The 26,479-nt window shown below is 41.2% G+C and carries 26 protein-coding genes; 1 reads left to right on the top strand and 25 read right to left on the bottom strand.

From position 1 onward, the window contains the following. Positions 1-31: 31 nt before the first annotated feature. The 22 genes from BrL25_RS12180 to BrL25_RS12075 all read right to left on the bottom strand — a co-directional run bounded on the left by BrL25_RS12180 (position 32) and on the right by BrL25_RS12075 (position 21,331). A complete protein-coding gene (locus BrL25_RS12180) occupies positions 32-715 on the bottom strand; it encodes a methionine ABC transporter permease (protein ID WP_018673820.1) in 684 nt (227 codons plus the stop codon). Continuing rightward, positions 715-1,746 (bottom strand): methionine ABC transporter ATP-binding protein, encoded by a 1,032-nt coding sequence (locus BrL25_RS12175; RefSeq protein ID WP_018673821.1) that lies wholly within the window; start codon positions 1,744-1,746, stop codon positions 715-717. The genes BrL25_RS12180 and BrL25_RS12175 overlap by 1 nt, the downstream gene beginning before the upstream one ends. A gap of 223 nt (positions 1,747-1,969) precedes the next feature. Then, positions 1,970-3,010: an LCP family protein gene (locus BrL25_RS12170; protein ID WP_026315336.1), complete on the bottom strand. Its 1,041-nt coding sequence runs from the start codon at positions 3,008-3,010 to the stop codon at positions 1,970-1,972. A 125-nt stretch (positions 3,011-3,135) separates the two neighbouring features. Continuing rightward, entirely contained in the window at positions 3,136-3,414 is a 279-nt protein-coding gene (locus BrL25_RS12165; RefSeq protein ID WP_018673823.1) for a hypothetical protein, read from the bottom strand. Between the two features lie 51 nt (positions 3,415-3,465). Further along, positions 3,466-6,174, bottom strand: coding sequence for a calcium-translocating P-type ATPase, SERCA-type (locus BrL25_RS12160; protein ID WP_051088623.1), 2,709 nt, complete (start codon positions 6,172-6,174; stop codon positions 3,466-3,468). A 259-nt stretch (positions 6,175-6,433) separates the two neighbouring features. Continuing rightward, positions 6,434-7,081 carry a sporulation membrane protein YtaF gene (gene ytaF / locus BrL25_RS12155; RefSeq protein ID WP_018673825.1) on the bottom strand — a complete coding sequence of 216 codons (648 nt, stop codon included), beginning with the start codon at positions 7,079-7,081 and terminating at the stop codon, positions 6,434-6,436. Between the two features lie 212 nt (positions 7,082-7,293). Next, positions 7,294-7,725, bottom strand: a complete 432-nt coding sequence (locus BrL25_RS12150; protein WP_018673826.1) for a BrxA/BrxB family bacilliredoxin — start codon at positions 7,723-7,725, stop codon at positions 7,294-7,296. Positions 7,726-7,809: 84 nt separating this feature from the next. Next, positions 7,810-9,408, bottom strand: a complete 1,599-nt coding sequence (gene rnjA, locus BrL25_RS12145; protein ID WP_236847786.1) for a ribonuclease J1 — start codon at positions 9,406-9,408, stop codon at positions 7,810-7,812. A gap of 378 nt (positions 9,409-9,786) precedes the next feature. Then, positions 9,787-10,563, bottom strand: a complete 777-nt coding sequence (pstB, locus tag BrL25_RS12140; protein ID WP_018673828.1) for a phosphate ABC transporter ATP-binding protein PstB — start codon at positions 10,561-10,563, stop codon at positions 9,787-9,789. 17 nt (positions 10,564-10,580) lie between these two features. After that, positions 10,581-11,471, bottom strand: a complete 891-nt coding sequence (pstA, locus tag BrL25_RS12135; RefSeq protein WP_018673829.1) for a phosphate ABC transporter permease PstA — start codon at positions 11,469-11,471, stop codon at positions 10,581-10,583. Then, the gene (pstC, locus tag BrL25_RS12130) at positions 11,471-12,457 is read right to left on the bottom strand and encodes a phosphate ABC transporter permease subunit PstC (protein ID WP_018673830.1); all 987 of its coding nucleotides are present in this window, start codon (positions 12,455-12,457) and stop codon (positions 11,471-11,473) included. Before pstC ends, pstA begins: the two co-directional genes overlap by 1 nt. 50 nt (positions 12,458-12,507) lie before the next feature. Then, positions 12,508-13,440: a phosphate ABC transporter substrate-binding protein gene (locus tag BrL25_RS12125; RefSeq protein WP_018673831.1), complete on the bottom strand. Its 933-nt coding sequence runs from the start codon at positions 13,438-13,440 to the stop codon at positions 12,508-12,510. Positions 13,441-13,684: 244 nt separating this feature from the next. Continuing rightward, positions 13,685-14,305, bottom strand: coding sequence for an SCO family protein (locus BrL25_RS12120; protein WP_018673832.1), 621 nt, complete (start codon positions 14,303-14,305; stop codon positions 13,685-13,687). 10 nt (positions 14,306-14,315) lie between these two features. Beyond that, positions 14,316-14,738, bottom strand: coding sequence for a hypothetical protein (locus BrL25_RS12115; protein ID WP_018673833.1), 423 nt, complete (start codon positions 14,736-14,738; stop codon positions 14,316-14,318). 19 nt (positions 14,739-14,757) lie between these two features. Beyond that, positions 14,758-15,069 (bottom strand): rhodanese-like domain-containing protein, encoded by a 312-nt coding sequence (locus tag BrL25_RS12110; protein ID WP_018673834.1) that lies wholly within the window; start codon positions 15,067-15,069, stop codon positions 14,758-14,760. A gap of 117 nt (positions 15,070-15,186) precedes the next feature. Then, entirely contained in the window at positions 15,187-16,209 is a 1,023-nt protein-coding gene (locus tag BrL25_RS12105) for a cytochrome d ubiquinol oxidase subunit II (protein WP_018673835.1), read from the bottom strand. A gap of 19 nt (positions 16,210-16,228) precedes the next feature. After that, the gene (locus tag BrL25_RS12100) at positions 16,229-17,545 is read right to left on the bottom strand and encodes a cytochrome ubiquinol oxidase subunit I (protein ID WP_018673836.1); all 1,317 of its coding nucleotides are present in this window, start codon (positions 17,543-17,545) and stop codon (positions 16,229-16,231) included. Between the two features lie 430 nt (positions 17,546-17,975). Next, the gene (gene lepB / locus BrL25_RS12095) at positions 17,976-18,554 is read right to left on the bottom strand and encodes a signal peptidase I (protein WP_018673837.1); all 579 of its coding nucleotides are present in this window, start codon (positions 18,552-18,554) and stop codon (positions 17,976-17,978) included. 49 nt (positions 18,555-18,603) lie between these two features. After that, the gene (locus BrL25_RS12090) at positions 18,604-19,647 is read right to left on the bottom strand and encodes a hypothetical protein (protein ID WP_018673838.1); all 1,044 of its coding nucleotides are present in this window, start codon (positions 19,645-19,647) and stop codon (positions 18,604-18,606) included. 70 nt (positions 19,648-19,717) lie between these two features. Continuing rightward, positions 19,718-20,497 (bottom strand): apolipoprotein A1/A4/E family protein, encoded by a 780-nt coding sequence (locus tag BrL25_RS12085; RefSeq protein ID WP_236847785.1) that lies wholly within the window; start codon positions 20,495-20,497, stop codon positions 19,718-19,720. A 43-nt stretch (positions 20,498-20,540) separates the two neighbouring features. Further along, on the bottom strand, positions 20,541-21,014 hold the full coding sequence (locus BrL25_RS12080; protein WP_018673840.1) for a hypothetical protein: 474 nt from the start codon (positions 21,012-21,014) through the stop codon (positions 20,541-20,543). Next, entirely contained in the window at positions 21,014-21,331 is a 318-nt protein-coding gene (locus BrL25_RS12075; RefSeq protein WP_018673841.1) for a hypothetical protein, read from the bottom strand. The genes BrL25_RS12080 and BrL25_RS12075 overlap by 1 nt, the downstream gene beginning before the upstream one ends. A gap of 268 nt (positions 21,332-21,599) precedes the next feature. Here BrL25_RS12075 and BrL25_RS12070 point away from each other — a divergent pair. After that, positions 21,600-22,762, top strand: a protein-coding gene (locus BrL25_RS12070) for an IS3 family transposase (RefSeq protein WP_099327220.1) whose coding sequence is annotated in 2 segments (ribosomal slippage) — positions 21,600-21,879 and positions 21,879-22,762 — 1,164 coding nt in all. Because the reading frame shifts where the segments join, the coding sequence is not laid out codon by codon here. A 110-nt stretch (positions 22,763-22,872) separates the two neighbouring features. Here BrL25_RS12070 and BrL25_RS12065 read toward each other — a convergent pair. Genes BrL25_RS12065 through BrL25_RS12055 form a run of 3 tightly spaced genes read right to left on the bottom strand, consistent with a single transcriptional unit; the run spans position 22,873 to position 26,221 of the window. Beyond that, positions 22,873-24,000 carry an HD-GYP domain-containing protein gene (locus tag BrL25_RS12065; RefSeq protein ID WP_018674319.1) on the bottom strand — a complete coding sequence of 376 codons (1,128 nt, stop codon included), beginning with the start codon at positions 23,998-24,000 and terminating at the stop codon, positions 22,873-22,875. Between the two features lie 45 nt (positions 24,001-24,045). Then, positions 24,046-24,669: a response regulator gene (locus BrL25_RS12060; protein WP_018674320.1), complete on the bottom strand. Its 624-nt coding sequence runs from the start codon at positions 24,667-24,669 to the stop codon at positions 24,046-24,048. Beyond that, the gene (locus BrL25_RS12055; protein ID WP_018674321.1) at positions 24,641-26,221 is read right to left on the bottom strand and encodes a sensor histidine kinase; all 1,581 of its coding nucleotides are present in this window, start codon (positions 26,219-26,221) and stop codon (positions 24,641-24,643) included. The genes BrL25_RS12060 and BrL25_RS12055 overlap by 29 nt, the downstream gene beginning before the upstream one ends. Positions 26,222-26,479 lie beyond the last annotated feature (258 nt).

The raw sequence follows: 26,479 nt of genomic DNA, 5'->3' as shown, positions 1-26,479 counted from the left end.
TACCCCCCTGTTTTCATTCATTTCATTATTATCAACGATGATCCAGTCTCCGCGAGATCGCGTCACCAATCATCTGAATGATTTGTACAAGAATAATCAACATGACAGTAGTAACCAGCATGATATCTGGCTTAAATCCATTAAAACCGTAGTTAAATGCCATTGCTCCTAAACCACCCGCGCCTACGACACCTGCCATCGCTGTATATCCTACCAAGCTAACAGCAGTAACCGTAATTCCTGAGACAATGCCTGGCAGCGATTCTGGAATTAAGATTTTATAGATGATTTGCCAGTTGCTAGCACCCATGGATTGAGCCGCTTCAATAACACCTCGATTTACTTCACGAATAGATGTTTCCACCAGACGAGCAATAAACGGTGCTGATCCGACAACAAGACTTAGAATAGCCGCATTTGGCCCGATTGAAGTCTGTATTAGTGCGCGCGTAACTGGGATAAGGATAATAATCAATACAATATAAGGAATGGATCGAAAGATGTTCACAATAAAACTAAGGAATTGATACAAAGCTGGCATAGGCTTTAGATGACCTTTACTTGTAACTACGAGTAGAATGCCCAACGGAATACCAATAAGTGCAGCAAATAGTAATGAAAACAAGACCATATAACCTGTTTCCCAAATGGCCTTCTGAATAAGATCCCAGAATTTCATTACGTTTGGTAAATAAGTTAACAAAAAGTCATTCATCAGCGATTACCTCCTTCAGCGCCTCGAATGACATCGACAATAACGCCACTCTTCTTTAAGTAGGCAATTGCTTTTGATTCTGTATCAATATCACCTGGTATCTGAATGTATAGAGTACCAAAGGTAACATCTTTTAAACGTTTAATCTGCCCCTGTAAAATATTTGCCTGCACCCCAACCTCGCTGACTAACTGACTAATCATAGATTGACTAGCTGATCCACCCAAGAAGGTAAGACGCAGGACTGCACCCGGTCCCAAACTATCCAGAAATTCAGGAGATAGCTGATCGTTACCCGATACTTGACTCAAGAATTCCTTAGTTGTAGTTGTTTTAGGATGGGAGAACACTTCTACGACATCACCCGCTTCAATGATTCGTCCACTTTCCATTACAGCTACCTTGTCACAAATTTTTTCGATCACATGCATTTCATGCGTTATTAAAATAATGGTTAACCCTAGTTTGCGATTAATATCCTGTAACAATTCCAAAATAGAATCGGTGGTTTTCGGGTCCAGGGCTGATGTTGCTTCATCACATAAAAGCACATCAGGCTGATTGGCCAATGCACGAGCAATACCTACACGCTGCTTTTGACCACCAGATAATTGAGATGGATACATATCCGCCTTATCAGACAACCCTACCAATTCTAATAATTCTTTTACCTTTACTTGATGCTGTGACTTTGGCACGCCAGCAATCTCTAATGGCAATGCTACATTATCTGCTATAGTACGCGACCATAGCAAGTTAAAGTGTTGAAAAACCATACCGATCTTGCGTCTTGCTTTACGTAATTCTTTTGGTGTTAAATTATGGAGATGTGTGTCACCCACAGTAACTTCACCGCTTGTTGGCGATTCTAGTAGGTTAATCATACGTACTAGCGTTGATTTTCCAGCTCCACTGTATCCAATGATGCCATAAATATCTCCCTGTTGGATTGTCAAATCGACACCATTTAGGGCTGTAAAGGTTCCAAAACGATTTTTAAACACCTTTACAATGTTCGTCAGTTTAATCATGAGAGTAGAATCGCCCCCTGCTTCACCCACGGCTCTAACCGAATGGGCAATCAAATTACGTGATACTTTTCGAAATCTTCGAAATTTTGAAAGATATATCAATTCCTACACAATCACTAGGAATTAGGTACTATAAGAATAAAGAATTAGAAATCTGGTGTCAATGGAAAAATGATAGGAGATGGCCCGTCATGAACCATCTCTATCAAAATAAATGACTCTCTTACGAAGCATGCTTTATAGAGGAGTCTTGATGGGTGTTAGAGGGATCTTCTTGTTTACCTTCCTTATCCTCTACCACGTTGCTTTTGTTTAGCTGCTCGTCCACATATTTGATGACGTCTTTTTCGGATGGGAGTAGCACAGCGCCTTTCCCAGGGACATTCGCTTCTTGGAACATATGCATTGGCGGTAATTGATGACCACCTTCTCCTGACTGTTTAAGTGACATCCCCAACGAGCCTAGCTTAATCATATCAAGTGTGGCAAGATTGGTCTGGATATAAGGTTGGACACTATCCAAAATTTTGGGAATTTGAAAAATAGTGGTGGTAGACTTTAATTCTGTAGCCAGAGCGCTTAGTAGCTTACGTTGACGTTCTGTACGAGTATAGTCAGAAGTGGCATCATGTCGGAATCGAGCATATTGCAATGCCTTCTCACCATCTAAGTGTTGTAATCCCTTTTTTAAATTAATATCGTACTTTCCTTTATCTGTTGGGTCATGATAACGCATATTCTTTTCTACATCTATCTCAACACCCCCAACAGCATCTATCAAGCTCTTGAAGCCTTCAAAATCAGTTATTAAATAGTAATGGACTGGTTGTCCTACAAAATCACTGACTGTTTCCATGGCAAGCTCAGGGCCTCCATACGCCAACGCTTCATTTACACGCGTTTTCCCATGTCCAGGTATACGCACAAGCGTGTCGCGCATAATGGAGAAAAGATCATACGTTTTTTTCTGTGGATCAATACTCACTAGCATCATGCTATCAGAACGTGGTAACTCATGTGGACGCATCTCTCGTTTGTCTACACCCATTAGCAGAATGTTAACTCGTTCGGTACCCGTCCATACAGGTGGAGCTTCTGGTTTTGTGGCAGTTGGATTCGATGTTGGCGGAAATAATGTCGTGTCTTGAATCCCTGACAAAAAACCAAAGATTTTATATGCAAAAAAAGCCGCCGTAATTAAAATCAGAAATACACATAAAAATAGAATTCGCTTTGTTCGAATACTCAAACTGGATTTCACCATCCTTGTCAGTCCGTGTCAAAATTTGTTGGCTTATTTCATCCTACTAGTATACTCGAAACAGCTGTTTTGCGAATCATTTTTCTTTACCACTTTTGGAGAATAGAAGAAAAGGAGCCACCTGATGGTCAGCTCCTTTTTTGCATTTTCTCTTCATGGTATTGGATATTCACGCGCGATTCCTGTTCTTTCGGGACTTTAACCTTGTATACCTTTACCCAAGCATGATTTTCATGAATCAAGTGTTTTTTACTATGATACTCGACGCCTTGTTCCTCAAGATGCTTACACCATTGGACAAATTCCTTCTTATCAGTAGTACGAAGTAAGGTTACCCATAATCGCTCTTCAAATAAGTAAGCGATGAGCGAACAGACGAGAGTCATCACAAGAAAGAAGATTTCCATAGCACCCCCTCCTGTTGCTACTGTATGCATACTGGCGAGAGTACGTTTCTACTAGTTGATTTTATAAGCCTCTTTGGGCTGTGAGGAACGCAGAGCTCCCCCCATACCAGCAACAAAAGTAGGAATTCCTGCTGCGACAAAGATTAAAGCCCAATCCCGTAACGAGAGATAGGTTGTTTTAAATACTGGCTGCATTACATCCCAGTAAATAACGACTAGTACTAAAGCCATTGACGATAACACTGCCCAGACCAAGTACTTGTTGCTAAATGGGTTGCGGTGGAAGACGGAATGCTCACTACGACAATCAAATACATGAATGAGTTGTGCAAGAACTAAAGTAGCGAACGCTACCGTTTGGGCGTGAGTTAGATCATTCGGATTTTCATGATACGCAACGACAAACGCTCCTAGAGTCATCAATCCAATTAAAAAACCCCGACTAATAATCTTCCAGCCCAATCCACGGCCAAAAATATTTTCATGTTTTTTGCGCGGTTTATGTCGCATAGTGTCTCCTTCAGACGGATCGATCCCTAATGCCATAGCAGGTAGTCCGTCTGTTACCAAATTGACCCACAGGATTTGAATGGGAAGTAATGGTAATGGGAGTCCCATTAGCATAGCGAAAAACATGACTAAAATCTCTCCGACATTGGACGCAAGTAAGTAACGAATAAATTTTCGGATATTATCATAGATGTTTCGCCCTTCTTCTACAGCAGAAACAATGGTAGCAAAATTATCGTCTCGCAATACCAGGGATGCTGCTTCCTTGGTAACATCTGTTCCCGTAATTCCCATCGCAATCCCAATATCAGAAGCCTTGATGGCAGGTGCATCATTTACACCATCACCTGTCATTGCTACAATATGACCACAGCTTTGCAATGCCTTGACAATACGCAACTTATGCTCCGGAGACACACGGGCATAAACATATACCTTGTCAACAGTTCGCACCAGTTCCTCCTCAGTCATCTCATCAATTGTGGCTCCTTCCAGCACATGGCTGTTCCCTTCTTGAAACAGACCAATCTGACGTCCAATCGCTTCTGCGGTTATTTTATGATCTCCTGTTATCATCACTGTTTTAATTCCTGCTTGGCGGCACAACTGGATAGAAGACTTTACTTCTTGACGTGGAGGATCTATCATGCCAACCATCCCCACAAATATGAGATTTGTTTCTAATGCAGATGGTGTTTCACCTGTTATATAGTTTTGGAGTGATCTGTATGCAAAGCCTAGAACTCGCAGGGCCCCACTCGCCATCTCTTCTGTCTGCTTAGCAACTGCGATACGATGAGCAGTTGTAAGAGGTACAATCTCCCCTTGCCAGTATATGTGGGAGGAGTGCTGTAGCAGAGCCTCGACAGCTCCTTTGGTTAGCAATTCGGTTTTTCCATCTGGTGATTGTTCTACCACAGACATCATTTTACGTTCAGAGTCAAATGGTAATTCATCAATACGAATGGTAGGCTCGTCTTGTTTTTTACCCTCCTTCAATCCCTTGTAAGCTAAAGTAAGTAGGGCTCCCTCAGTCGGATCTCCAATTACATTCCATGTCGAAATATTCTTAGATAAAAATAGCTTGGAGCGTTCCTTTTGCTGAGCATTTACTAATTTTGCATTATTGCATTTTTCTGCTATTTGACAAATTTGGGATAGCCCTTGATCTATCGTTATTTTGATTGATTTTCCTTGCCATATAATTTCCCCATTTGGCTCATAGCCATTACCAGTTACATCAAAGCTTTTTCCGCTATGCCAAAGATGAGTTACTGTCATTTTATTTTCAGTAAGGGTCCCTGTTTTATCAGAGCAAATAACTGACGCACAACCAAGGGTTTCGACGGAGGGAAGCTTGCGAACGATAGCATTTCTCTTGATCATTCTCTGCACACCTAGAGCTAGGGCTACTGTTACAATTGCAGGCAATCCTTCTGGTATAGCAGCTACAGCGAGGCTGACCCCTGAGAGAAACATTGTCATTAATTCTTGTCCATGCCAAACCCCTGCTACAATGACAAAGATCGTGAGTATTAGTGCAATCCAGACGAGCGTTTTCCCCATCTGCTCCAATTTAATCTGTAAGGGAGTTTCTAACTTATCAGCTTGATTGATCAAGTGCGCAATTTTTCCTATCTCGGTAGACATGCCTATTTCAATAACAATTCCCTTTCCAGTTCCGCCAGCTACCATAGTTCCCATAAAGGCTACGTTTTTCTGGTCACCTAGTGGAACCGCTCCTGTTGATTCAATAACGTTAGCTGTTTTCATTACTGCTATCGATTCTCCAGTAAGCGTAGACTCCTCTATCTCCAGCCGATTGGCATTAATCAGTCTCATATCAGCAGGAACACGGTCACCTGCTTCAAGAAGTATAAGATCCCCTGGGACCAATAAAGAAGCAGGTATCATGTCCAAGTTTCCGCTACGAATCACACGAGCCATTGGAGATGCCATATCTTTTAAAGCGTTTAACGAACTTTCTGCTTTAGCTTCCTGAATAAAACCTAATACGCCATTTAAAAAAATGATAGCAATGATAGTGATAGCGTCTAGGTACTCCCCTAAGAAAAAGGAAAGGATGGTGGCAACCACTAGAACTCCCACCATAAAATCTTTAAACTGATTCATAAATACAACATAGAGTGGAACTTTTTCGGCCTCAGCAAGTTGATTTTTACCATATTTTTGTCTACGAGTAGCCGCTTCCTCCTGTGTTAAACCGTTATGAACATCACTGCCTGTCATACTGGGTAATTCCGCTAGAGGGACTTGGTACCACGGTTTATTCGGCTTCAATACAATCTCCTCCAATGCTCTTCTTCAACTTATTCTCATATCTATGCAGACAAGCCGATTAGTATGAAAAAAGCTTAAGATGAAAAACATCGGACGTACGAAGCTCTTTTACAGCAGCAATCCCATGTGATAGTCGACAGTCCATTTGATCAAAAAAGCTTCGGTTCCTTCACTTGAGAATGGATACCGAAGCTTTCCGTTCGTCTCCTCACCATTTAAAAAGACCAATACCTATTAACAGGATCGCTGGAAGAAATGATAGCCTCTGGAACCATCCGACCGACGAAAAACGACGTCCCACCTTTATTCCCGCCCACAGTAAGATAATACTGGTTAAGGCCACCCATAGAGAGGTGAATAGAGGTGCAAACCCCAATAACGTTAAACTAATTCCAGAACCAAACGCATCAAGAGACAATGCCAAACCTAGCATAACCGCTTCCGTGCCTACGATATGTCCCGAATGATCTGTATCCGCTCTGGCTGGATCACGTAAAATGTGTATCATTAATCCAAACATTCTTATCGTCCAGCGAAACTCCCGATATGTTGGCCTCTCCTTTACAGGTAGAATATCGGATGGCTTCTGTTTTCCTACCATTATCTTCCAAAAAGTTAAACCGCCAATCAGAATAAGTACGGTTGCTCCAATTTTAGAGCTTAGTTCAGACGTTACCCAATATTGAAGCCATTGTCCTATTGTCATAGAAACAAAGATGACGGTAAAGGAACACAGACCAATTACCATAAAAGAAAGAAACGGCATCTTCATTTTACGTAAACCGTATGACATCCCAACGCCAAAGCCATCCAAGCTGATCGCTAAACAAATCAGCATTAGCGACAATACCCCCATGTCGATATCCACCTCTGCTTTCATCCCATCATATGAAAGAAAGCTGGGGGCTGGTTCCTTTAGCGCCTAAAGTATTTTTGCCGTTGTCTATGCACCACTGTACGCCTTCTAGGCATTCGTATCACGTCTTCCTTCATACCCTGTACAAAGGGATACGTCATAAATGAAAAACGTCCATTCCTATTTGGAATGGACGTTACATTTCCTACTATCTATTTACAATGTTGATCAAAGGCATCAGTTAGGAGCTTCGCAATGGATTCAAGTTCATTGCCTTCAATTTGATGGCGTTCAACCATTGCTACCAGCTTACCATCCTTCAATAGCGCATAAGATGGTGAAGATGGTGGGTATCCTTCAAAATACTCGCGAGCTTTAGCAGTTGCTTCCTTATCTTGACCAGCAAAAACCGTGTAGAAATGGTCTGGCTTGGATTCATGGCGAGTCGAATAGATAGCTGCGGGACGAGCCAATCCTGCTGCACAGCCGCATACAGAGTTAACCACTACCAATGCAGTTCCTTTTAATTCCGAGAAAGTCGCTTCTACTTCATCTGCTGTGCGAAGTTCTTCAAATCCAGCATTAGTTAGCTCATCTCGCATTGGTTGAATAACTTGGCTCATATATGCTTCATAAGACATCATAATCGTTCAACTCTCCTTTACATACATACATTTCTTCTATTATACCTGTTCTCGTATCAATCGAGTACAGCCGATCTGCATTTATTACACTTCCATTACAATGGTAAGAATCATCGGGTTACGTCCGGTTTTTTCAAAGATGAATGGCTTTAATACCTGGTTAATCTGGGATTTCAATTCAGACCACTCTCTCACTTTGCGGTCTAATGCTTCCAATAACTTGTGTTTGACTAAACCAGTAGCTTCCTGAATGAGAGATTCAGAACCCCTAACATAGACAAAACCACGACTTACGATATCTGGTCCAGTTAAAAGCTTGAATTGTTTCATATCGATACTAACCACAACAACCATTAAACCATCCTCTGCAAGATGCTTACGATCGCGTAACACGATATTACCAACATCTCCAATACCGCTACCATCAATAAGGACGATACCTGCTGTCACTTTGCTCGTCACACGCCCTGATTCTCGGGTGCAAGAAACGACATCCCCATTATCAATAATAAAGATGTTCTTAGACTCTACGCCCACCTGTTCAGCTAATCTAGCGTGTTGTTTGAGCATCCGATACTCTCCATGGATTGGAATAAAGTATGTAGGACACAAAAAGCTCAGCATAAGACGCAATTCTTCACTACTACCATGACCCGAAGCATGAATATCGAATGCAGTGTTTTGTACCACATTAGCCCCAGCACGATATAACTTATCAATAATGCGGCTTACATTGACCGTATTTCCCGGAATTGGCGACGCAGAGATAATCACTGTATCGTCTGGATAGATATGAACAGAACGGTGTGAACCAGACGCGATACGCGTTAACGCCGCCATCGGTTCTCCCTGACTACCCGTACAAATAATTAATACCTTGTTATCAGAGTAATTATCAATGTTTTTAATATCAATCTGACATCCCTCGGGCACCTGGATATAGCCTAGTTCCTGTCCAATCATGAAGGCTTTTTCCATGCTTCGACCGATAACAGCAATCTTCCGGTCATCCGCCACTGCGGCATCCACAACCTGTTGCAAACGATGGACATTGGAAGCAAAGGTAGCCAAGATAATACGACCTCGTGCTTTGCTAACAACATCCATAATGCTATCGCCAACCGTACGCTCTGACATTGTAAAACCAGGGCGTTCGCTGTTGGTGCTATCAGACATCAAGGCTAGTACACCATTTTTTCCGATGCGGGCAATTTTTCCAAACTCAGTAGGACGTCCTACTGGTGTCAGGTCAAATTTAAAATCCCCTGTGTGAACTACTGTTCCTTCTGGAGTTTCAATCGCAACGCCAAACGAATCAGGAATACTATGATTAGTACGGAAGAAAGAAACAGAGAGATTTTCAAATGGTAAGATCGTATCTTCAAACACAGGTACCATCTTTACATCATTTTGCATACGGTGCTCTTCAAGCTTAGCCTTTACTAATCCAAGTGTCAGGCGTCCACCATAGATCGTTGCCTGGATTTGTTTTAACACATAGGGAATAGCACCAATATGATCTTCATGTCCATGAGTAAGTACCATAGCCTTGATCTTGTGCTGGTTTTCAATTAGGTAAGAAACATCTGGTATCACCAAATCTATCCCAAACATTTCAGTCTCAGGAAATTTTACGCCACAGTCGATGATGATAATCTCATCCTCGTACTCTACGCAATACATATTTTTACCAATTTCCCCCAGACCACCTAAACCAAAAATTTTAACCTCACTCAAAAAAATACCTCCTACAAATACGATGTGGGCCGTTCTATGCACTCTGCTTTTATAGTAACATAATTTTCATATGGATAGTTGTATTCTCCCAAGGCTTTCACACTTTCACTTTCCTTCCACTAAAAAATTAGTATACTCATTTCGTCTATAAAACAGACTAAAAAAAGAAAGAATCCGTAAAAAACAGGCCATTGTCATGCCTAATCACAAAAAAAGCGGATTTGTACCCTTACAACCACCATATATCGTTATGCTTTCCTGTTATATAAAAAAACCAGCAAGGACTAAAAGCCATGCTGGTTTTTGCTTTTGTATTACTTTATTTTAACCAAAACGGCCACTAAGATAATCGGCCGTTTCTGCTCGCTTCGGATCATTGAATAAATTGTTAGTTGAAGCTTTCTCCACTAGCTCTCCCATGAGAAAGAAAGCCGTCTCATCTGCTACTCGTACAGCCTGATGCATATTATGAGTCACAATGACAATCGTATAATCGTGTTTCAACTGGATGATGAGCTCTTCAATCTTCGAAGTAGAAATTGGGTCTAACGCTGAACACGGCTCATCTAAGAGCAGAACTCCCGGCTTCATTGCGATTGCTCGTGCTAAGCATAGACGTTGCTGCTGACCACCAGACAGAGCTAGGGCGGAATCATTCAACCGATCCTTCACTTCATCCCATAGTGCAGCCTTTCGTAAGCTTTCTTCCACTATATAGTTCAATTCGGCCTTATTTGACGTCCCGTGAAATCGTGGTGCAAATGCAATATTTTCATAGATGGATTTTTGGAAGGGATTCGCACGTTGGAACAGCATTCCCACCGATTGACGAAGTCCCTCCTTTTTTACTGAAGAACCATAAATATCCGCTCCATCTAGCAAAAGTCTCCCTGTCACACGACAACCTCTAATCTCTTCGTTCATTCGGTTAATCGTGCGTAAAAAGCTAGATTTCCCACAACCCGACGGACCGATCAGCGCCGTTACTGTATTGCGCTCCATTTGGATGTTAATATTTTTTACAGCATGTTTATCACCATAAAACACGGACAAGCTCTCTGCTTCAATAATAGCTGTTTTCTGGGCGATTGTTATTGGCATATTGATTCCCCTCTTCCTTACGCGGCAATTTTGGTTAAACGTTTATGCAACCAACGGCCAAACCAACGTGCCCCACCATTAAACAGTAGAACTGCGATCACTAGAATAGCTGCCGCTCCATCCGCAATTTCCCGTGCATCTGCAACGAGACCTTCCGCATTAATTTTCCAGATGTGCACAGCCAAAGACTCTGCTGGACGGAATACGTTCCATGGAGAAGAAGGGCTACTTAGGTCAAAGTTATTGAATTGTATATCAGGGGAGGTCATACCCGCTGTAAACAGTAACGCCGCCGCTTCTCCAAATACGCGCCCAGAAGCAAGTACAAATCCTGTAATCAAGCCAGGCAATGCAGCAGGTAATAGGACCGAAACAATTGTTTTCCATTTCGTTACACCTAATGCATAGCTGGCTTCCTTCTGGTCTTGTGGGACAGAACGCAAGGCATCCTCTGTAATACGGACGATTAACGGTAGATTAAATACAGTCAGAGCCATCGCACCAGAGATCAATGAATATCCCCAGCCTGTCATACTAACAAAAAGCAACAGTCCAAACATACCTACAACAATGGACGGCAGGGAAGAAAGTACCTCAATAGACATACGAATCATTTGCACCCACTTTCGATCAGGTGCGTATTCAGCCAAGTAAATTCCTGCGCCAAGCCCAATAGGAACAGCGAAGCACATAGTTAAAACCAATAAATATAGGGAGTTAAATAGCTGTGGACCAATTCCTCCACCTGCGTTTAACATGTCAGGCGGGGATGTGATAAAATTCCAATTTAATTTTGCTGCCCCTTTGCTGATCACAAAACCTAAAAGACCAATCAACATAGCAATTAAGAGAACAGCAATTCCAGTTAGTAGAAAGGTGGCAATTTTATCCTTTTGCTTGTTAGTCATTATTTTGCCCCCTTCTTTCTACCGATTAAGCGAACCACCAAGATAAACAATAGGGACATAGCCAACAGAACCAAGCACATGGACCAAAGCGCATTATGGTAGGGAGTACCTGGGATCGTATTTCCCATATTTAATGTGATACCACTTGTCAGAGTAATCGACGGATCGAATAAACCTCCAGGTAGCTTCATCGTATTTCCGATAACCATTTGGACAGCTAACGCCTCACCGAAGGCCCGAGCCATACCAAGAACAACACCTGTCAGACAACCAGAACGTGCTGTATATAGCACAACATGGCGAATCGTTTGCCAACGAGTAGCACCTAGCGCTAGCGAGGCATTGCGTAATTCCTGTGGCACAGTGGCGATTGCATCAGCGGCAACACTGGTCACAGTGGGCAGGATCATAATTGCTAGAACAATTCCCCCTGCAAGTAAGCTAAATCCTAAAATATCAAATTGACTGCGAAGAAACGGAACAAGCAAGGTAAGACCTACATATCCGTATACAACCGATGGAATTCCAACTAACAACTCCATAACTGGCTTCAATACCTTTTGACCAAACTTGGGAGCAATCTCAGTCATATACACAGCTGCTCCAATACCTAAAGGGGCTGCAATCATTGTTGCAATCAATGTAACTCCAAAGGAACCTAGTATAAAGGCTACTGCTCCAAATTGACCTGGCTCTGCTTCCGGGTCCCATTTTGTACCGGTAAAAAATTGCGACACGCTAACCCCGTCCACCATAAAGGTAGCGAGGCCACGCGAAGCAATAAAATAGAGGATGGAGAGCGTTAGAAGGCCTAACAATCCCGCACAGACAGCTGTAATCAGCTTCCCTGCTTTTTCTTCCCATTCATGTTTTTTATTGATGTGGAACCGGTCGGAAAGTTTTTTGGCAGAAGCGGAGTTTCTCATTTGCCCCGCTCTTACTGGTGTTCCCTGCTGTAACAGTGTTGTTCTTTGCTCAGCGCTCACTAAACGCTCCCCCTTTAATTAGTTAACCTTTTTCTGAGCTACACGTTTCTCTATTTTTGTGTAATCTCACCCTTAGCTGTTCTTTCCACCTTCATGGCAGAGGCTGGGATGTATTTCAATTCTTGTACGATTCCTGTTTGTACTTCGTCACTTGCCATGAATTCCAAGAACTCTTTTTGCGCACCAGTTGGCTCACCTTTTGTATACATGTGCTGATAAGCCCACACTTTATATTTATTCGTTACGATGTTTTCTGTTGTAGCTTCTACACCATCTAGTTTTACTGCTTTAACAGTGTCATTTAGATATGAAGTACCAAGGTATCCGATTGCCCCAGGTGTTTCAGCAATAATTTTGCGAACTGTACCGGAAGAATCCTCTGTGATACCTTCAGCTTCCTCTGCACCATCCAAAGCATATTGTACGAAAGTAGCACGAGTACCAGAGTTTTTCGGGCGGTTGACCAATGTAACCTTTTGATCCGCTCCACCGACTTCTTTCCAGTTCGTTACTTTGCCTGTAAAGATATCAATTAATTGTTGCTTTGTTAGATTATCTACACCCGCCTTAGGATGAGTCACGGCTGCCATACCTACTACAGCAATTTTGTGATCTACCAATTGGTCAGCAGGAATTCCTTTCTTTTCTTCCGCAAAAATATCAGAGTTTCCGATAGTAGATGCACCATTGGCCACCTGGCTCAAACCCGTACCACTACCTCCACCTTGCACTTGAATTTGCACTTGCTGATTTTTCTCCATAAATTTCTTAGCTGCTTGCTCTACTAACGGCTGCATTGCTGTGGACCCTACAGCTGTGATAGAACCGCTGCTGGCTGTATTTGTATCTGTTTTCGTTTCTGTTTTGGCTGGTGCTGGTGTAGCCGGTGCTGTCGCATTAGAAGTGCCTCCCGCTCCGCAGCCAGTTAAAAGTAAACCTACAGATAGCATACCTGCCATAAGAATGGATGAAATCTTTTTCAAAGGAAATCCCCCTCGTCGCCTTCAATCATTTGATTTCTTTTACACTCTCATCCTACCTCCCTAGCTTAAAGCTAGGATGAACGTAACGTAAAAGGAGTGTTAAGGATTGTTAAGGTTTTATGTAGGTGGGTTTGAAGGAAGCGCTTTTTGGGTAAGAAAAAAGCTGCCATATACTCTTGGCAGCTTTCACATTCTTTTCTAGCTATTTTCAAGGAATTGACTACTTCAACAGCTATTGAATCTCTTACTCTCTGACTAGTTTTTTCATTTCTCGCAAAATCTTTTCTTTATCCATATCATCCGCCATACCATATATCTGACGAATATTTTGATTTTTGTCTAACAGGAATGTCTTCATGGTATGTACATATAAGCCGTCTTTTTGCTTCTCTGCCCCGATCCAGAAATCGTTCAATATAGGCTTCATAATGTCATCTGGTCCACGTAGGAATTGCCAGCCGCTTGGATCAGCTTGAACTGCTTTCGCATATTTCTGTAATGCTTCTGGAGTATCGTTCTCATAATCAAATGTGACCGAAATAAACTCTATGTCTTTTCCATACATCCCATCTTCTTTTAATTTATTCTGTAAATCCACCATATGTTGCGTGGTAAGCGGACATACGTCGGGACAACGTAAAAAAATGAATGAGACGAGGCGGACTTTACCATTGGAATCAGAAAGTTTGACATTCTGCCCGTCCATACGCTCCAACGTAAAATCTTGAACTTTCTTAATAATTGGCATATCAGCCGTAGAAAAATAGCTCTTGTACAAAACACTGCCTACAGCGATCAGAATAATAATAACTCCAAAGATGGGCAACCACTTTCGATAGAGGCTCCCTGCTGTTACATCCTCCATTTTTATCCCCCTACTCTTTTATCTCGTAGTTGTATAGAAACGTGTGCACTTTGCCTTGATCATCTTTCCATTCCAGCGTGCTCTGCCATTCGCCAGGCATCATAATATGAGGGCCGGATTCTTGCCAATGTGTTTCCTTTTGCTTCTTTAACTCCTTTTCACTTTTACCATGAGTATCCATGCTAGGCATCTCAAAATGCAAGACAGCTCCTTGCCCTGATTCCGCTTGCGCTTTGTCATTGGTAATCGTGACTGTGTACGTATTAATTCCAGCTATTCCCGGCTTTATTTCCAGCTTCGCCTGATAACCATCTTGGGTGGCTTGCAATTCGATAGTGCCTTCCTTATTATCGCTGCCACCACAACCGGTTACGACGAGTAACAGAAACATTGCTCCAAGCCAGCCCAACCATTTCATCTGTTGTTTCGGCATGTTACTCCCCCACTTTACTTTAGCGAGCAATCTCTCCTGGCCAAGCCAGCATGCCGCCTTCCATATTGACTGCTTCAATTCCATTATGCTTTAAAAATTCACAAGCATGGTAGCTTCTTGCTCCACTTCGGCATACCATGATGATTTCTTTGGAAGTATCAAATCGGTCCAGAGAAGCTGGTACATCATTTAAGGGAATTAAGATCGCTTCTGCAATATGACCTGCTACCCACTCTTCTGGTTCTCTCACATCAATAATTTGAATAGCAGCCTTCTCCTTTACTTTCGTCAACACCTCTTCAGGTGTAATTTCCCTCACGATATTACTCATCAATAATATCCTCCTCATTTTACGATAATTCAAATATATCATATGTCCCCTATAGAAAAAAAAGAGAAGCAGCCCCAAACTGCTGGAGTACTTCTCTTGTCAAAAATTGTTAACAAATTACTGGTTTTTCTTGTCCCCTTTGACGTATTTAGCGTCAAATAAGAAGAGCCTCATCAACAAAATAAGCGAAGGAACTAATAAACACAGCCCTGCTATGAATCCAATGACCAGTGCTTTCCCCATCTCTGGACTGTTAATACTATCAGTGATTGTGATGTAGGGATACAACAAGTAAGGTAAATGCGCTTTACCATATCCGAAGAAAGCAAAGAAAAACTGTAGCATGACCGCAATAAACGCCCAACCATACGCGCGTCGTTTATACAATAAAAAGGTGGCTATCATAAACCAAATAAAAGATACGACGAAAAACCAGCCGTTTTCCAACATTTTGGCATAATGCTCTGGGTTATGAATCTGAATGGTCCAAAACACAAGCAAGCTAGCAATTATAGTTGGAAGAGACCAGATCATTGCATAAGAGTGCAACATCTTGGTCGCGCCCTTGTCACCTGCTTTGTTAGCATAAAAGGTCAAAAAGGTTGCACTAATAAATAATACGCTGACTAAAGCAAGTAATATAACAGCATATGTGTAAGGTGTTGCCAGCATTTTGCCCATTAACAGATGGATCTTATTGCCTTCTTCCACAATAAATCCACCCTCTGATGCTACAAGAACGGTAGATAAAGCAGCAGGAAGCAACAAGCCCGTAATCCCATAAATTCCATAATAAAATGTACTGTCTCTAGCCCCGTAATGCGCAAATGCATAGAAAGAACCACGTAATGACAACAACACTAAAGCTAAACTACCGGGGATTAATAACGCTGTGCCGTAATAATAAGCTGTGTCTGGGAAAAAGCCGACAATCCCCACAATAAAGAAGATTAAAAACACATTTGTAACTTCCCAGACAGGAGACAAATAGCGCTGAATAATTCCGTTCACGATGTGGTCCTTCTTGCGGCGTCTAGAATAGTAAGCAAAAAATCCCGCTCCAAAGTCAATGGAAGCAATGATCAGATAGCCATACAGGAAAATCCACAGTATGGTAATCCCTAGAAGTGCAAGCGTCATGTATTCCTACCTCCCCGTCCTATTTTTCCAGTTCCAATTCGACTGGTTTATCTTTGAACATTCGCTTCAGGACAAGGGCGCACACCGTTCCCAGAAAGGCGTACAGCAAGCAGAAAAGAATGAGCATTTCACCGACATTATTTGCCGTCGTCGCTGCATGCATCGTTCGTAAATAACCATTTAATATCCAAGGTTGTCTACCAATCTCCGCAAACATCCAGCCAAATTCAATCGCTAAAAATCCGAGTGGAGCTCCAAGAGCAGAAGCCCACAAAATCCATTTAGGTGGTACTCGCTTCCGTACTTTTACAATCAAGAAGTAAAGCACTGGAACTAATGCCATATATCCGCCAATGGTTGCCATACTATCAAACAGATAATGAATAAACAGTGGAGGCCATTCATCGCGGGGAATGTCATTTAACCCTACCACTACGCCATTTGGGGAATTAGTCGCTAAAATACTCAAGGCATAGGGTACCTTAATTGCATACTTAACCTCTTGCTTTTCTTTATCCAAAACACCACCAAACACAAATTCTGCCTTGTCAGTGGTTTCAAAATGCCATTCTGCTGCCGCTAGCTTCGCAGGTTGATACTCGGCTAGGAATTTACCAGCGATATCTCCCCACACAGCAGTCCCCATGGAAAAGATAAACGCAAGTGTCAGTGACAGGTTAAGTGCCTTTTTGTGATAGGAATGCGTCTTCCCCTTTAGCATGCTTAGGGCAGCGATTGCAGCCATCACATAGGCACTAGTGGCATAAGCAGCAAAGACCATATGCCCCACCTTAGAAGGTGTAGCTGGATTAAACATCGCTACCATCGGTTGAATATCACGCAGTACTCCATCCACTAGGGTGAAGCCCTGCGGCGTATTCATAAAAGCATTCACTGTCATAATGAAGAAAGCAGAACCAGTGGAACCAATTATCACTGGAATAGAGATAAGCCAGTGAAGATACGGATTCTTAAATCGGTCCCATGTATAAATATAAATGCCTAAGAAAATTGCTTCAAAGAAGAACATAAACGTTTCTAAAAACAGCGGTAATGCTATTACCTCTCCGGCCAATTTCATAAATGATGGCCACAAAAGACTTAATTGTAACCCGATACAGGTTCCTGTCACTACCCCAACTGCTACTGTCACAGTGAATCCTCGTGTCCAACGGCGTGCCATTAATAGATAAGCTTTGTCTTTTTTACGAATTCCAATAAACTCGGCAATAGAGATAACCAAAGGAATACCTACACCCATTGAAGCAAAAATAATATGAAACCCCAGTGTCACGGATGTTAGTATTCGGGCTAACATAGTGCTATCCAGATCCAATCGTACTCCCCCCTCATACCATAAATCATTCTCTTACAGTGTGAATTTTATCACACATACTCAACATTTATGTTAAAAACTATCGTTATGTTGTGAACAATGCAGGGCGAATTTTTGTCGAATTTGTAGCTAGTGTTTATTTGTGAATAAACTATGTCTAGCCCATGCCATCTTTTCTAAAACTGATTAAATAAAGCTTGATTTCCTTCTACTTCTATCAATCTATTTATAAAAAATTGGGTGATGTAAACAAAATATTTTACTCATTTATCGCCATATAGATATCAGGATTGGGGAATGGACTAGCTTTCTTAGTATAGCTAGCCCAAGCTACTATTATGTTTAAGAAAAGAAAAATCCAGCCTTATGCCAAAGGCTGGATTCTACAAGTATTCGTTATCGATACTTCAAAACAGTGTGTTATATTCTTTTACAATTCTAAAGGCTTAGCTACTTGATAAAAGGGAAACAGCGATAAGGAAACATAACCCTTAATATCTGTAATAGGTATTTGACCAATGCTAGGATCACGGCTATCCATACTTTCACCCAATGTTCGATTATCTCCTAACACAAACATGTGATCCTGAGAAATTGTAAGTAGAGCTATATCCTCCGATACGCCTTGCGTATATAGTTCTGGCAGAGGGCTATCATTCACATAGACGACTCCTTTTTCAATTTTCACCGTATCACCAGGCAAACCAATAATTCTTTTTATGATTTCGTACCCCTTCGCTTCCTCGTGAATAACCACTACATCACCAAAAGCTGGCTTTGCAAAATGAGTCGGAATTTTATTCAACAGGACGATACTTCCATCCTGCATGGTAGGATCCATCGAATGACCAACTACCCTTGTAAGACCAATGCTATTTATCATAAGAAAGTAACCGACTGCTAATACCAGAAAAAAACGTAGCCAACTGAAAAGCTCAGATTGGAATGACTTTTTAGGTTGGTTAGGTGTGGCATCATTTTCTTTTGTTTTTAGTTTTATCATTTCCATCCTTAACACCTTTTTCTTATAGAGTTGTAGTTTTCTCATTATGAATAGATCATGGTGTTGAAAGTGGTTCTTGCGCTGTGTTTGTTGGGTCTGGAATATCTGCTGGGCGCTCCTGACTCTCTCTTGGATCAGGTCCCTCTACAGTTAGGATTGGCTTCTCATCTGGTGGCATTTCCTGATGTTGTTCAGATGCCGGCTGTTGCGATTCGCTCGGGTTTGGTGCTGGTGCCGGCTGGTGCGATTCGCTCGGGTTTGGTGCTGGTGCCGGCTGGTGCGGCTCGCTTGGGTTTGGCACTGGTGCCGGCTGGTGCGGCTCGCTTGGGTTTGGCACTGGTGCTGGCTGTTGCGGCTCGCTTGGGTTTGGCACTGGTGCCGGCTGTTGTGGCTCGCTTGGATTTGGCACTGGTGCTGGCTGTTGCGGCTCGCTTGGGTTTGGTACTGGTGCCGGCTGTTGCGGCTCGCTTGGATTTGGCACTGGTGCTGGCTGTTGCGGCTCGCTTGGATTTGGCACTGGTGCTGGCTGGTGCGGCTCGCTTGGGTTTGGTACAGATACGGGTGGTACTTCTGGCGTTGGAACCGGCGTGCCTCCCTTTACAGGTGGTGGGGGTGGAGTTGGAATAAACTCCAGGGAAGGAGCTTCATAACTGTCCGCCAGGTCCTTCATTGCATGTTTAGCGCTACTTAGAATGGCATCCATTTTTCTTTCTACTTGCCGTTTATCCTTTTCATTGGAGATATCCAAATTATCGATTAGGGTACCGGAATAATCTGCTAAAGATGTAAGTCGTGCTGCTTTTTCTTCCACAGTAAATTGCTTTAAATCTTCAGCCGATTCTAGAAGTTTTCGTTGGATTTCTGCCTTCAAGCGCTCCTTTTGTACTTGCGTCTCCGTTTTTAGGGCATCAGTTACCGATTGCTTGGCTGTCTCGGCACTTTGTGTATACCATCCTTGTAATAATTGCGTAACATCCACATCAGCATAGGCAACACCCATCGTTAGACCAAAACACATGCTTAAAGAAACAAATCCAAGGAAAATTCGTTTTCGCACCTTATTACGTCGCTGCTTTTCTCTTTTCGATCTACTTAACACATCTTTTCCCCCTTAATGGGCATTGTCAGAGCTTACAACAGAAGCTCTGACAATGTATGATAATAGTTTTTTATTTAAATTGATCGGCTACTAGTTGATCCAAGCTATTCTTTGCATCCTTTTCAGCCTTAGCACCTGTATCTTTAATAGCATCCTTCACTTGTTTCTCCAATAATTTAGCGGATTCGTCAACTACTTTTTGGATTTCAGCAACTTTTTCGTCAATAAAGCGTTTTGTTTCCTCTTTAGAGCTAGCTTCTTTCTCGCGAATCAAACCATTAATCGTATTCTTAGCATCGTTAATCGCACTGGTTAGTTCTTGCTTTGCTTTGTCTTGTGCACTAGTAACGTTTGTTCTTACTTCTTGTTTTCCTGCTTCTCCAGCGTGGTTCACTTTATTTGTAAGATCGACGATCGAATTGACTTTTGTATGATTGGCTGCTTTGTTAATTTCCTGCTTTAATCCCTCTACCTTCTGGTTGTATTGGTTCTGCATATTGCCCTTGATTTCGTTCGTTTTGCCTCTCAAAGCATTCAAATAATCGTTTTTAGCAGCTGTTACTGAAGCGACGGCACGATTTGCTTCCTCGCTACCCGCTTGCTTAACACGGTCAGCAACCTGATTCTTTAGCTTATTAATCTCACCTTCTGTAATTGCCTTTTTCTCGTTTCCGTAATTAACCGCTTCTTTCGTAATAGACGATGCTGAAGCAGCGAATTGTTTATCATACCAATTTTTAAGCTGGCCACCTACATCAACGGCCGCAAATGCAGTACCTAAGCTACCAATCAGACCAACTGCTAACACACCAATCACGATTTTACTTTTTACTTTTTTCAACCTCTTCATCTCCTGTCTTTTTTTAAAGGGGATTTAAGGAAACAATGCCCTTCTATTTGTCAAACACCTGTTGTTCTGAAGTAAATTTATGAAGGAAATCAATTGTTTCTTTATCTAGTTCTTCATTGATGTTCTCATTGGATTGTTGTACAAATTGTTTGAACTCCGTAGGTAATTCTTGCTGTTCTAATATGTTTTGTTTTTGATTCAATCGTGTTTTCTGACGGTCTACGTACTCATCAATTGATTTTTCTCCTGTTTTGGACACTTGAATCATTTCTTGTTCCAGCAAGAAAAGGGCTTTATCAGTTTTGAACTTTGCTTCTTCTACCACTTTGTTATTACTATTCTGCTTATAAGAGTCAGTTGTTTCTTCAATTGTGTTACTCGATGCCCTCATCTTCTGGTTGTACCAGGTACTTAACTGATTCTTTACATCAATCCCAGCAAAGCTTAAACTCACAGCTACGGAGGAGACCAATACAGATAGGATGGATATAATCTTTATCCCTTTTCCTTTTATCATTACGGTACTTCCTCCTTTCGAAATGTAGAGACAAAAAAAGGTATCAGGAGGATAGGCATCAAAGCTAAACTGGAATGCAAACCGGCTATTAATACATGCCAGTTTGATCGTGTGTGTTCATCCTCATCTTCCAAGTTCACACTATGACGGTACGTAATGAAACAATGATTAATGTGGACATATTGATACAAAATGTGTAACTCAGCCGCAAGTTCAACCATCTCATCATGTGTTAAGCGCTCTGAATCTTTTTCCACAAATAACGTCTCGCCGTCCAGCACGATCTCCCATGTGTTTAGTTTTTTTGTTATAAGCATCAGCCTTCCCCGCTTTACTTTTCTTGCTCTTATTGTAAGAAAAACCCAAAATCTTTTCCTCCACTGTGAGAGGTACTTTATCAGATAAACAGGATGATCTTTATCTACAACCCATGAAGGAGGATGAAATCATACTTTGTGAATAATTTCACTTATAAACACAAAAAAAACCGGGCTACAAGGTGAAGTGACCCAGTAAATTGAGACAAGGAAAAAGCACCTCCTGAATCGTATTAAACAATATGATTTGATGGGAGGTGCTTCTTTCATGGGTACAAGAGTTTCTTATCCAGAAGAGGTGAAGTGGCAAGTCGTAAAGATGAAGCAAGAGGGTTATACGAATAAACAGATTATGGATGAACTTGGTATCAAGGATAAATCTCAGATAAAGACATGGATGAAGTGGTTTCGTAATGGAGAAACGTATCGGTTTGCTCAACAGGTAGGCAAACAATATATGTATGGAAAATACGGACAAGATCAGCTAGACGAGATAGCTACCAAAGACCTGAGAATTCGTCAATTAGAGTTGCAGATAGAAGTCCTAAAAAAGTATCAGGAATTTCAAAGGAGGTGAAAAAATCGAGCCTAATTGACGTTGTAGAGAGCTTTAAAGATCGGTTTACTATTACGGAGATACTAAAATTGTTTGCTGTACCACGAGCAACGTATTATCGCTGGAAAGCGAAGTTTCAAAACACAAGTACAGAACTTGAATACCTAATTGAACAACTCTGCTTGAAGTATCACTATCGTTTTGGTCATCGCAAGATAACTGCTTTACTAGGTCGTATTTATAATAAAAAAGTGAATCGTAAAACAGTGCAGAGGGTTATGCAAAGGAAAAATTTACAATGTCGTGTAAAAGTAAAGCGCAAGACGTTTAGTAGTGGCGAGAGTAAAATGATTGTTTCAAACAAGCTGAACCGGGAATTTATAGCTTTAAAGCCAAATGAAAAGTGGGTAACGGATATTACGTATTTACCTTACGGTCAAAGCATGTTGTACTTATCTTCGATAATGGATCTATATAACAACGAGATCATTGCTTACCGAATAAGTGACAGACAAGATGTTTCTCTCGTTCTAGAGACGCTTGAACAAGCCACGAAAACTAGAGACGCGCGAGGTGTCCTTCTCCATAGTGACCAAGGTTCAGTTTATACCTCATACGCTTTTCAAAATAAAGCAAAAGAAAACAGCATTACCACGAGCATGTCCCGTAAGGGAAATTGCCATGATAATGCTGTCATTGAATCCTTCCACTCCTCGCTAAAGTCGGAAGAATTCGCCTCTCCGAAGAGAGAGTTCCTAACAAATCTAATGGTATTACAAAAAGTAGAAAATTACATCTGTTTTTACAATCAGGAACGAATTCAGGAAAAATTAAACTACCTGTCCCCATACGAGTATGGAAAACAGGTAGCATAGGTGTTTTTTCAATGTCTCATTAACCTGGGTCAGTCCAAGGTCCCGAGGGTGTTTACCTATCGATTTCTACGTTAGTATGGCTTGAAAAAAAGAGGAATAATGCCCATGAGCTACTCTCTCTCTAGCTCCTGACCTACTACTGCTTGAAATAGTGCATCAATGACATCAGCTCGAAACGATTGATCTTTTAATAATTGTAACTCTTTAAGCGCTTCTTCCGTGCTAAAAGCATTTCGGTAAGGCCTCGGTTCAATCATAGCCAAATAAGTTTCAACAGCCCCAACAACCTGAGAAAGCAAAGGAATTTTATCACCCTTCCATTGTTTTGGATAACCACTTCCATCATATCTCTCGTGGTGATAACGCATCGTTTCAATAATTCGTTGATACTGTGGCAAATCATCAAGTAGTTCCTTTGCTATCATACAATGCTTCTGAACCATCTCATACTCATAAGCAGTCAACTTTTCTTTCTTTTCAAACAAATAGTCCGGCCATTTTATTTTACTGACAAAGTGTATAAGTGACAGACACTGTAGCTCCCAGTCTTGTACATCGATAGGCATCTTTAACAGAGAAATGGTTCTTTTTAAAAGGGAACGCATCTGCTCAATTTGTCTACTGGAAGTTTGCGATTTCCGCTCCACTGTTGGCACAAAAGCGTATAGCATTCGATATAAAGTAGCTAAATGATTGCGTTCCTGCTCCTCTCTCATTCTATGCTCCTGCATGGTAAATAAACGCAACCATAATATTGCTAGCAAATAGCCCACAATAGCAAATACCAATACAGGCAGAATAACAGAAAACGCTTTTTCTACGTGGCCCATATAAGCTTGCCAAGACAGTGACATCATTACTACTACAATATAAATGATACTTCCTGTATGCATGACCTTTCCCTGTCTTGTCATACTGAGTAATAGTGGGTATGCCAAGACCAAGCACCCCATTTTTATAGTAGAAAGAGGTGGAGCTAACAATACAAACAAAAATAAAAATAAAACACAGAATGAAACCATCCAGTCTGAATAAGAGTAAGACTGTTGATACATGCAATACAAAAGATAAACACCCCAACATACGCAGAGGTAAAATAGCCAGCTAAGAAAAGACGGAATCCAGATATCTTTCTGTTCAAGACCATGTGCAAGTAGGGTGAGGGTTAAAAACAACGAAGCCAGATAAACTGCATATCGCATCATCTGTTTAGCCAGCTTCTCTTGTTCAAACTTCATTTTGTGAAACTCCTCTCCTATTCCTACCTTTATCCAACCAAACCTTTACTTCACTTTAACCAGTCCCTGTTTCAGTGCGTATAATACCGCCTGAGACCGATTTGGTTGTCCCATTTTACGTAGGATACTGCTTACGTGAGTTTTTACAGTCGCCTCGGTTATGTATAGCTTCTCAGCGATCTCATGATTACTCAAATTATCAACAATAAGCTCAAATATCTCTCTTTCCCGTTCTGTTAATTGAAGCTGTGATGTTTGTGTAGACTTCTTCCGTTCTAATTTAGGCTGAAAGCAGGAGTACCCCATCAAAATCATGTCGATGGTATGCAAAATTTGCTCAGGCATCGTATCTTTCATTATATATCCATCAATTCCACCATCGAGAGCTTGAAAGATATCCTCACTATCATCAAAGGCTGTCAGGATTAAAATCTTAATAGCTGGGAGCTGCTCTTTTAGAAGCTTCCCACTTTTAAGCACGTTTTGCCCAGGCATTTTAAGATCAGAGATAATCAAGTCCGGTTGGCAATCCAATGCTTTACTATACAATTCATCCCCATTAGCTGCTTCCCCTATTATTTCGAATTTACCTGCCATCTGTAGAATCATCTTGACTCCTTCGCGAACAATCCTATGATCGTCAGCGAGAAGAACCTTTATTTTCTCCACCACTAACTCCTCCTCTAGGGATAAACGCCGTGATTTCTGTACCCTGTTGTTCCACGGAACGAATTGTAATCGTACCACCTACACGCTTCATTCGTTCTCGCATATTTGAGATTCCAAATGAACGGTTAGAAGCATGTACGCTGTCTGTAGTAAATCCAATTCCATTATCCTTTATCTGTAATGTCCATTGTACAGAGGTAGCTTCTAAATAAACTTCGACTTGATCTGCTTTAGCGTGTTTTAGCATGTTGTATAATGCTTCTTCTACCACACGATAAATCGCTTCCTCTACCGCCAAGCTCTCTTCCAGCACTATTCCTTTCGTCACATAATGAAGCTGTACCCCTGTACCTTTTAAAATACGTTCTCCCATGTCACGTATCGCATCAAAAAGAGGTTCTGCTTCCCGATTAAATCGTAAATGCTGGATATACCCACGTACTTTGAGATGACATTCTTTCATCTGTTCTTCCATTTGATCAATAGTGGCCGACATCTCCTCATTCATGACAGGATAAAGCATTTGTTTTACATAATATAGCTGGGCCGATAGAAAAAATAATTGTTGTGCTAAGCTATCATGCATATCCTCCGCCATTTGCTTGCGGGTCTCTGCATCCGTACGGAATACCAATTCCTCGGTATCCTTAATTTGGCGCAAATGGCTAGATGTCACGATCGCAAAGCTATGTAAAAAAAGCAATTCAACGATAGACAAAGCCTCTGCCCTTTGTCCAATAAGTAGAATAGCTCCTTGGTGTTTACCTTTTTGACCTAATGGAAAATACAGTACATCCTCTGGTTGACCAGTGAAGTTACTCACCGTTATCGTTCCATGCTGCTTTAGTTCTTGCCAATTACTTTCTAATAGGGCAAGCTGGTAAAACTCTCTTTGCCAATCCTTCTGTACTCTCGTATGATTAAACCAAAAAACATACGATCTTTTCTTAGGAAAAAGTCGTTTCAAAAACCGTTCGCCTACACGGCATAAGTCACTGGACTCTTTATTTTTACGTAACAGCTTAATATATGACATAAAGGATAGCCAGTGCTGAAAGTAAACTTTGCATTTTTTATGAAGAATGTGGATTAATCCACACAAAATGGTTGTAGTAACGAAATGCGTACCTAAAAGCCCCTCTGCACGTAGAGTAGAATTATCCGCACTGGTCAGTCCTCCACAGATAACAAAGAGAATTGCACTTCCAAATCCCAATACAAGGATTCCTAGCATATAACGCAAAGGTAAACGCAAACCCAATAGTATTAAGGACGTATAAGTAAACCACAAATCAGAAATTCCCCACATTTGTTGTATTACTTCCCAATACAACAGAAAGAAAAATTCAGCTATTAGCAACACTTGCCTGACCATTACGATTCGGTACAGTGTTACTATACTTAGTAACGTTTGTATCACAAGTAACACATACACAGGAATGGACAAGTAAATATTTGTTGTATCAGTGGTAGCATACAACATAATGAGTAAAACCCAACGAAACAATACGATAAGCCACTCAACATTTCTAACCAGAAGATTAACGATCATGAAAAACTCCATTATTTTAAGTTTTAGGTAAATTATAACAATTGTTACTGGATAAAAATACATATTTTTGTGACAGAAGACTTACAGATCGTCTATAGCCAAGTGCCCTAGCTTATTTTATCAGCGCTTTTAATAGACTAGAAAATAAATCCAAGTTGCACTTCCTTTATTTTCTAAATTTTTATAACATTTTATCTACTTGTAAATTGCCTTTGCTCGATCTTTTGTTATATCGTTATGGAAAATACATTACTGGTG

Source organism: Brevibacillus laterosporus DSM 25 (genome assembly GCF_002706795.1).
In the GTDB taxonomy this organism is placed as follows: domain Bacteria; phylum Bacillota; class Bacilli; order Brevibacillales; family Brevibacillaceae; genus Brevibacillus_B; species Brevibacillus_B laterosporus.
Note: the sequence above shows the minus strand (reverse complement) of the source record. Positions and strands in the feature narration are given on the sequence as shown.

Coding starts and splice junctions, on each gene's coding strand:
- BrL25_RS12180 (WP_018673820.1), bottom strand. CDS start 715: ATGAATGACTTTTTGTTAACTTATTTACCAAACGTAATGAAATTCTGG.
- BrL25_RS12175 (WP_018673821.1), bottom strand. CDS start 1,746: ATGATTAAACTGACGAACATTGTAAAGGTGTTTAAAAATCGTTTTGGA.
- BrL25_RS12170 (WP_026315336.1), bottom strand. CDS start 3,010: ATGGTGAAATCCAGTTTGAGTATTCGAACAAAGCGAATTCTATTTTTA.
- BrL25_RS12165 (WP_018673823.1), bottom strand. CDS start 3,414: ATGGAAATCTTCTTTCTTGTGATGACTCTCGTCTGTTCGCTCATCGCT.
- BrL25_RS12160 (WP_051088623.1), bottom strand. CDS start 6,174: ATGACAGGCAGTGATGTTCATAACGGTTTAACACAGGAGGAAGCGGCT.
- ytaF (WP_018673825.1), bottom strand. CDS start 7,081: ATGGGGGTATTGTCGCTAATGCTGATTTGTTTAGCGATCAGCTTGGAT.
- BrL25_RS12150 (WP_018673826.1), bottom strand. CDS start 7,725: ATGATGTCTTATGAAGCATATATGAGCCAAGTTATTCAACCAATGCGA.
- rnjA (WP_236847786.1), bottom strand. CDS start 9,408: ATGTATTGCGTAGAGTACGAGGATGAGATTATCATCATCGACTGTGGC.
- pstB (WP_018673828.1), bottom strand. CDS start 10,563: ATGCCAATAACAATCGCCCAGAAAACAGCTATTATTGAAGCAGAGAGC.
- pstA (WP_018673829.1), bottom strand. CDS start 11,471: ATGACTAACAAGCAAAAGGATAAAATTGCCACCTTTCTACTAACTGGA.
- BrL25_RS12120 (WP_018673832.1), bottom strand. CDS start 14,305: ATGGAGGATGTAACAGCAGGGAGCCTCTATCGAAAGTGGTTGCCCATC.
- BrL25_RS12115 (WP_018673833.1), bottom strand. CDS start 14,738: ATGCCGAAACAACAGATGAAATGGTTGGGCTGGCTTGGAGCAATGTTT.
- BrL25_RS12110 (WP_018673834.1), bottom strand. CDS start 15,069: ATGAGTAATATCGTGAGGGAAATTACACCTGAAGAGGTGTTGACGAAA.
- BrL25_RS12105 (WP_018673835.1), bottom strand. CDS start 16,209: ATGACGCTTGCACTTCTAGGGATTACCATACTGTGGATTTTCCTGTAT.
- lepB (WP_018673837.1), bottom strand. CDS start 18,554: ATGGAAATGATAAAACTAAAAACAAAAGAAAATGATGCCACACCTAAC.
- BrL25_RS12085 (WP_236847785.1), bottom strand. CDS start 20,497: ATGAAGAGGTTGAAAAAAGTAAAAAGTAAAATCGTGATTGGTGTGTTA.
- BrL25_RS12080 (WP_018673840.1), bottom strand. CDS start 21,014: ATGATAAAAGGAAAAGGGATAAAGATTATATCCATCCTATCTGTATTG.
- BrL25_RS12075 (WP_018673841.1), bottom strand. CDS start 21,331: ATGCTTATAACAAAAAAACTAAACACATGGGAGATCGTGCTGGACGGC.
- BrL25_RS12065 (WP_018674319.1), bottom strand. CDS start 24,000: ATGAAGTTTGAACAAGAGAAGCTGGCTAAACAGATGATGCGATATGCA.
- BrL25_RS12055 (WP_018674321.1), bottom strand. CDS start 26,221: ATGATCGTTAATCTTCTGGTTAGAAATGTTGAGTGGCTTATCGTATTG.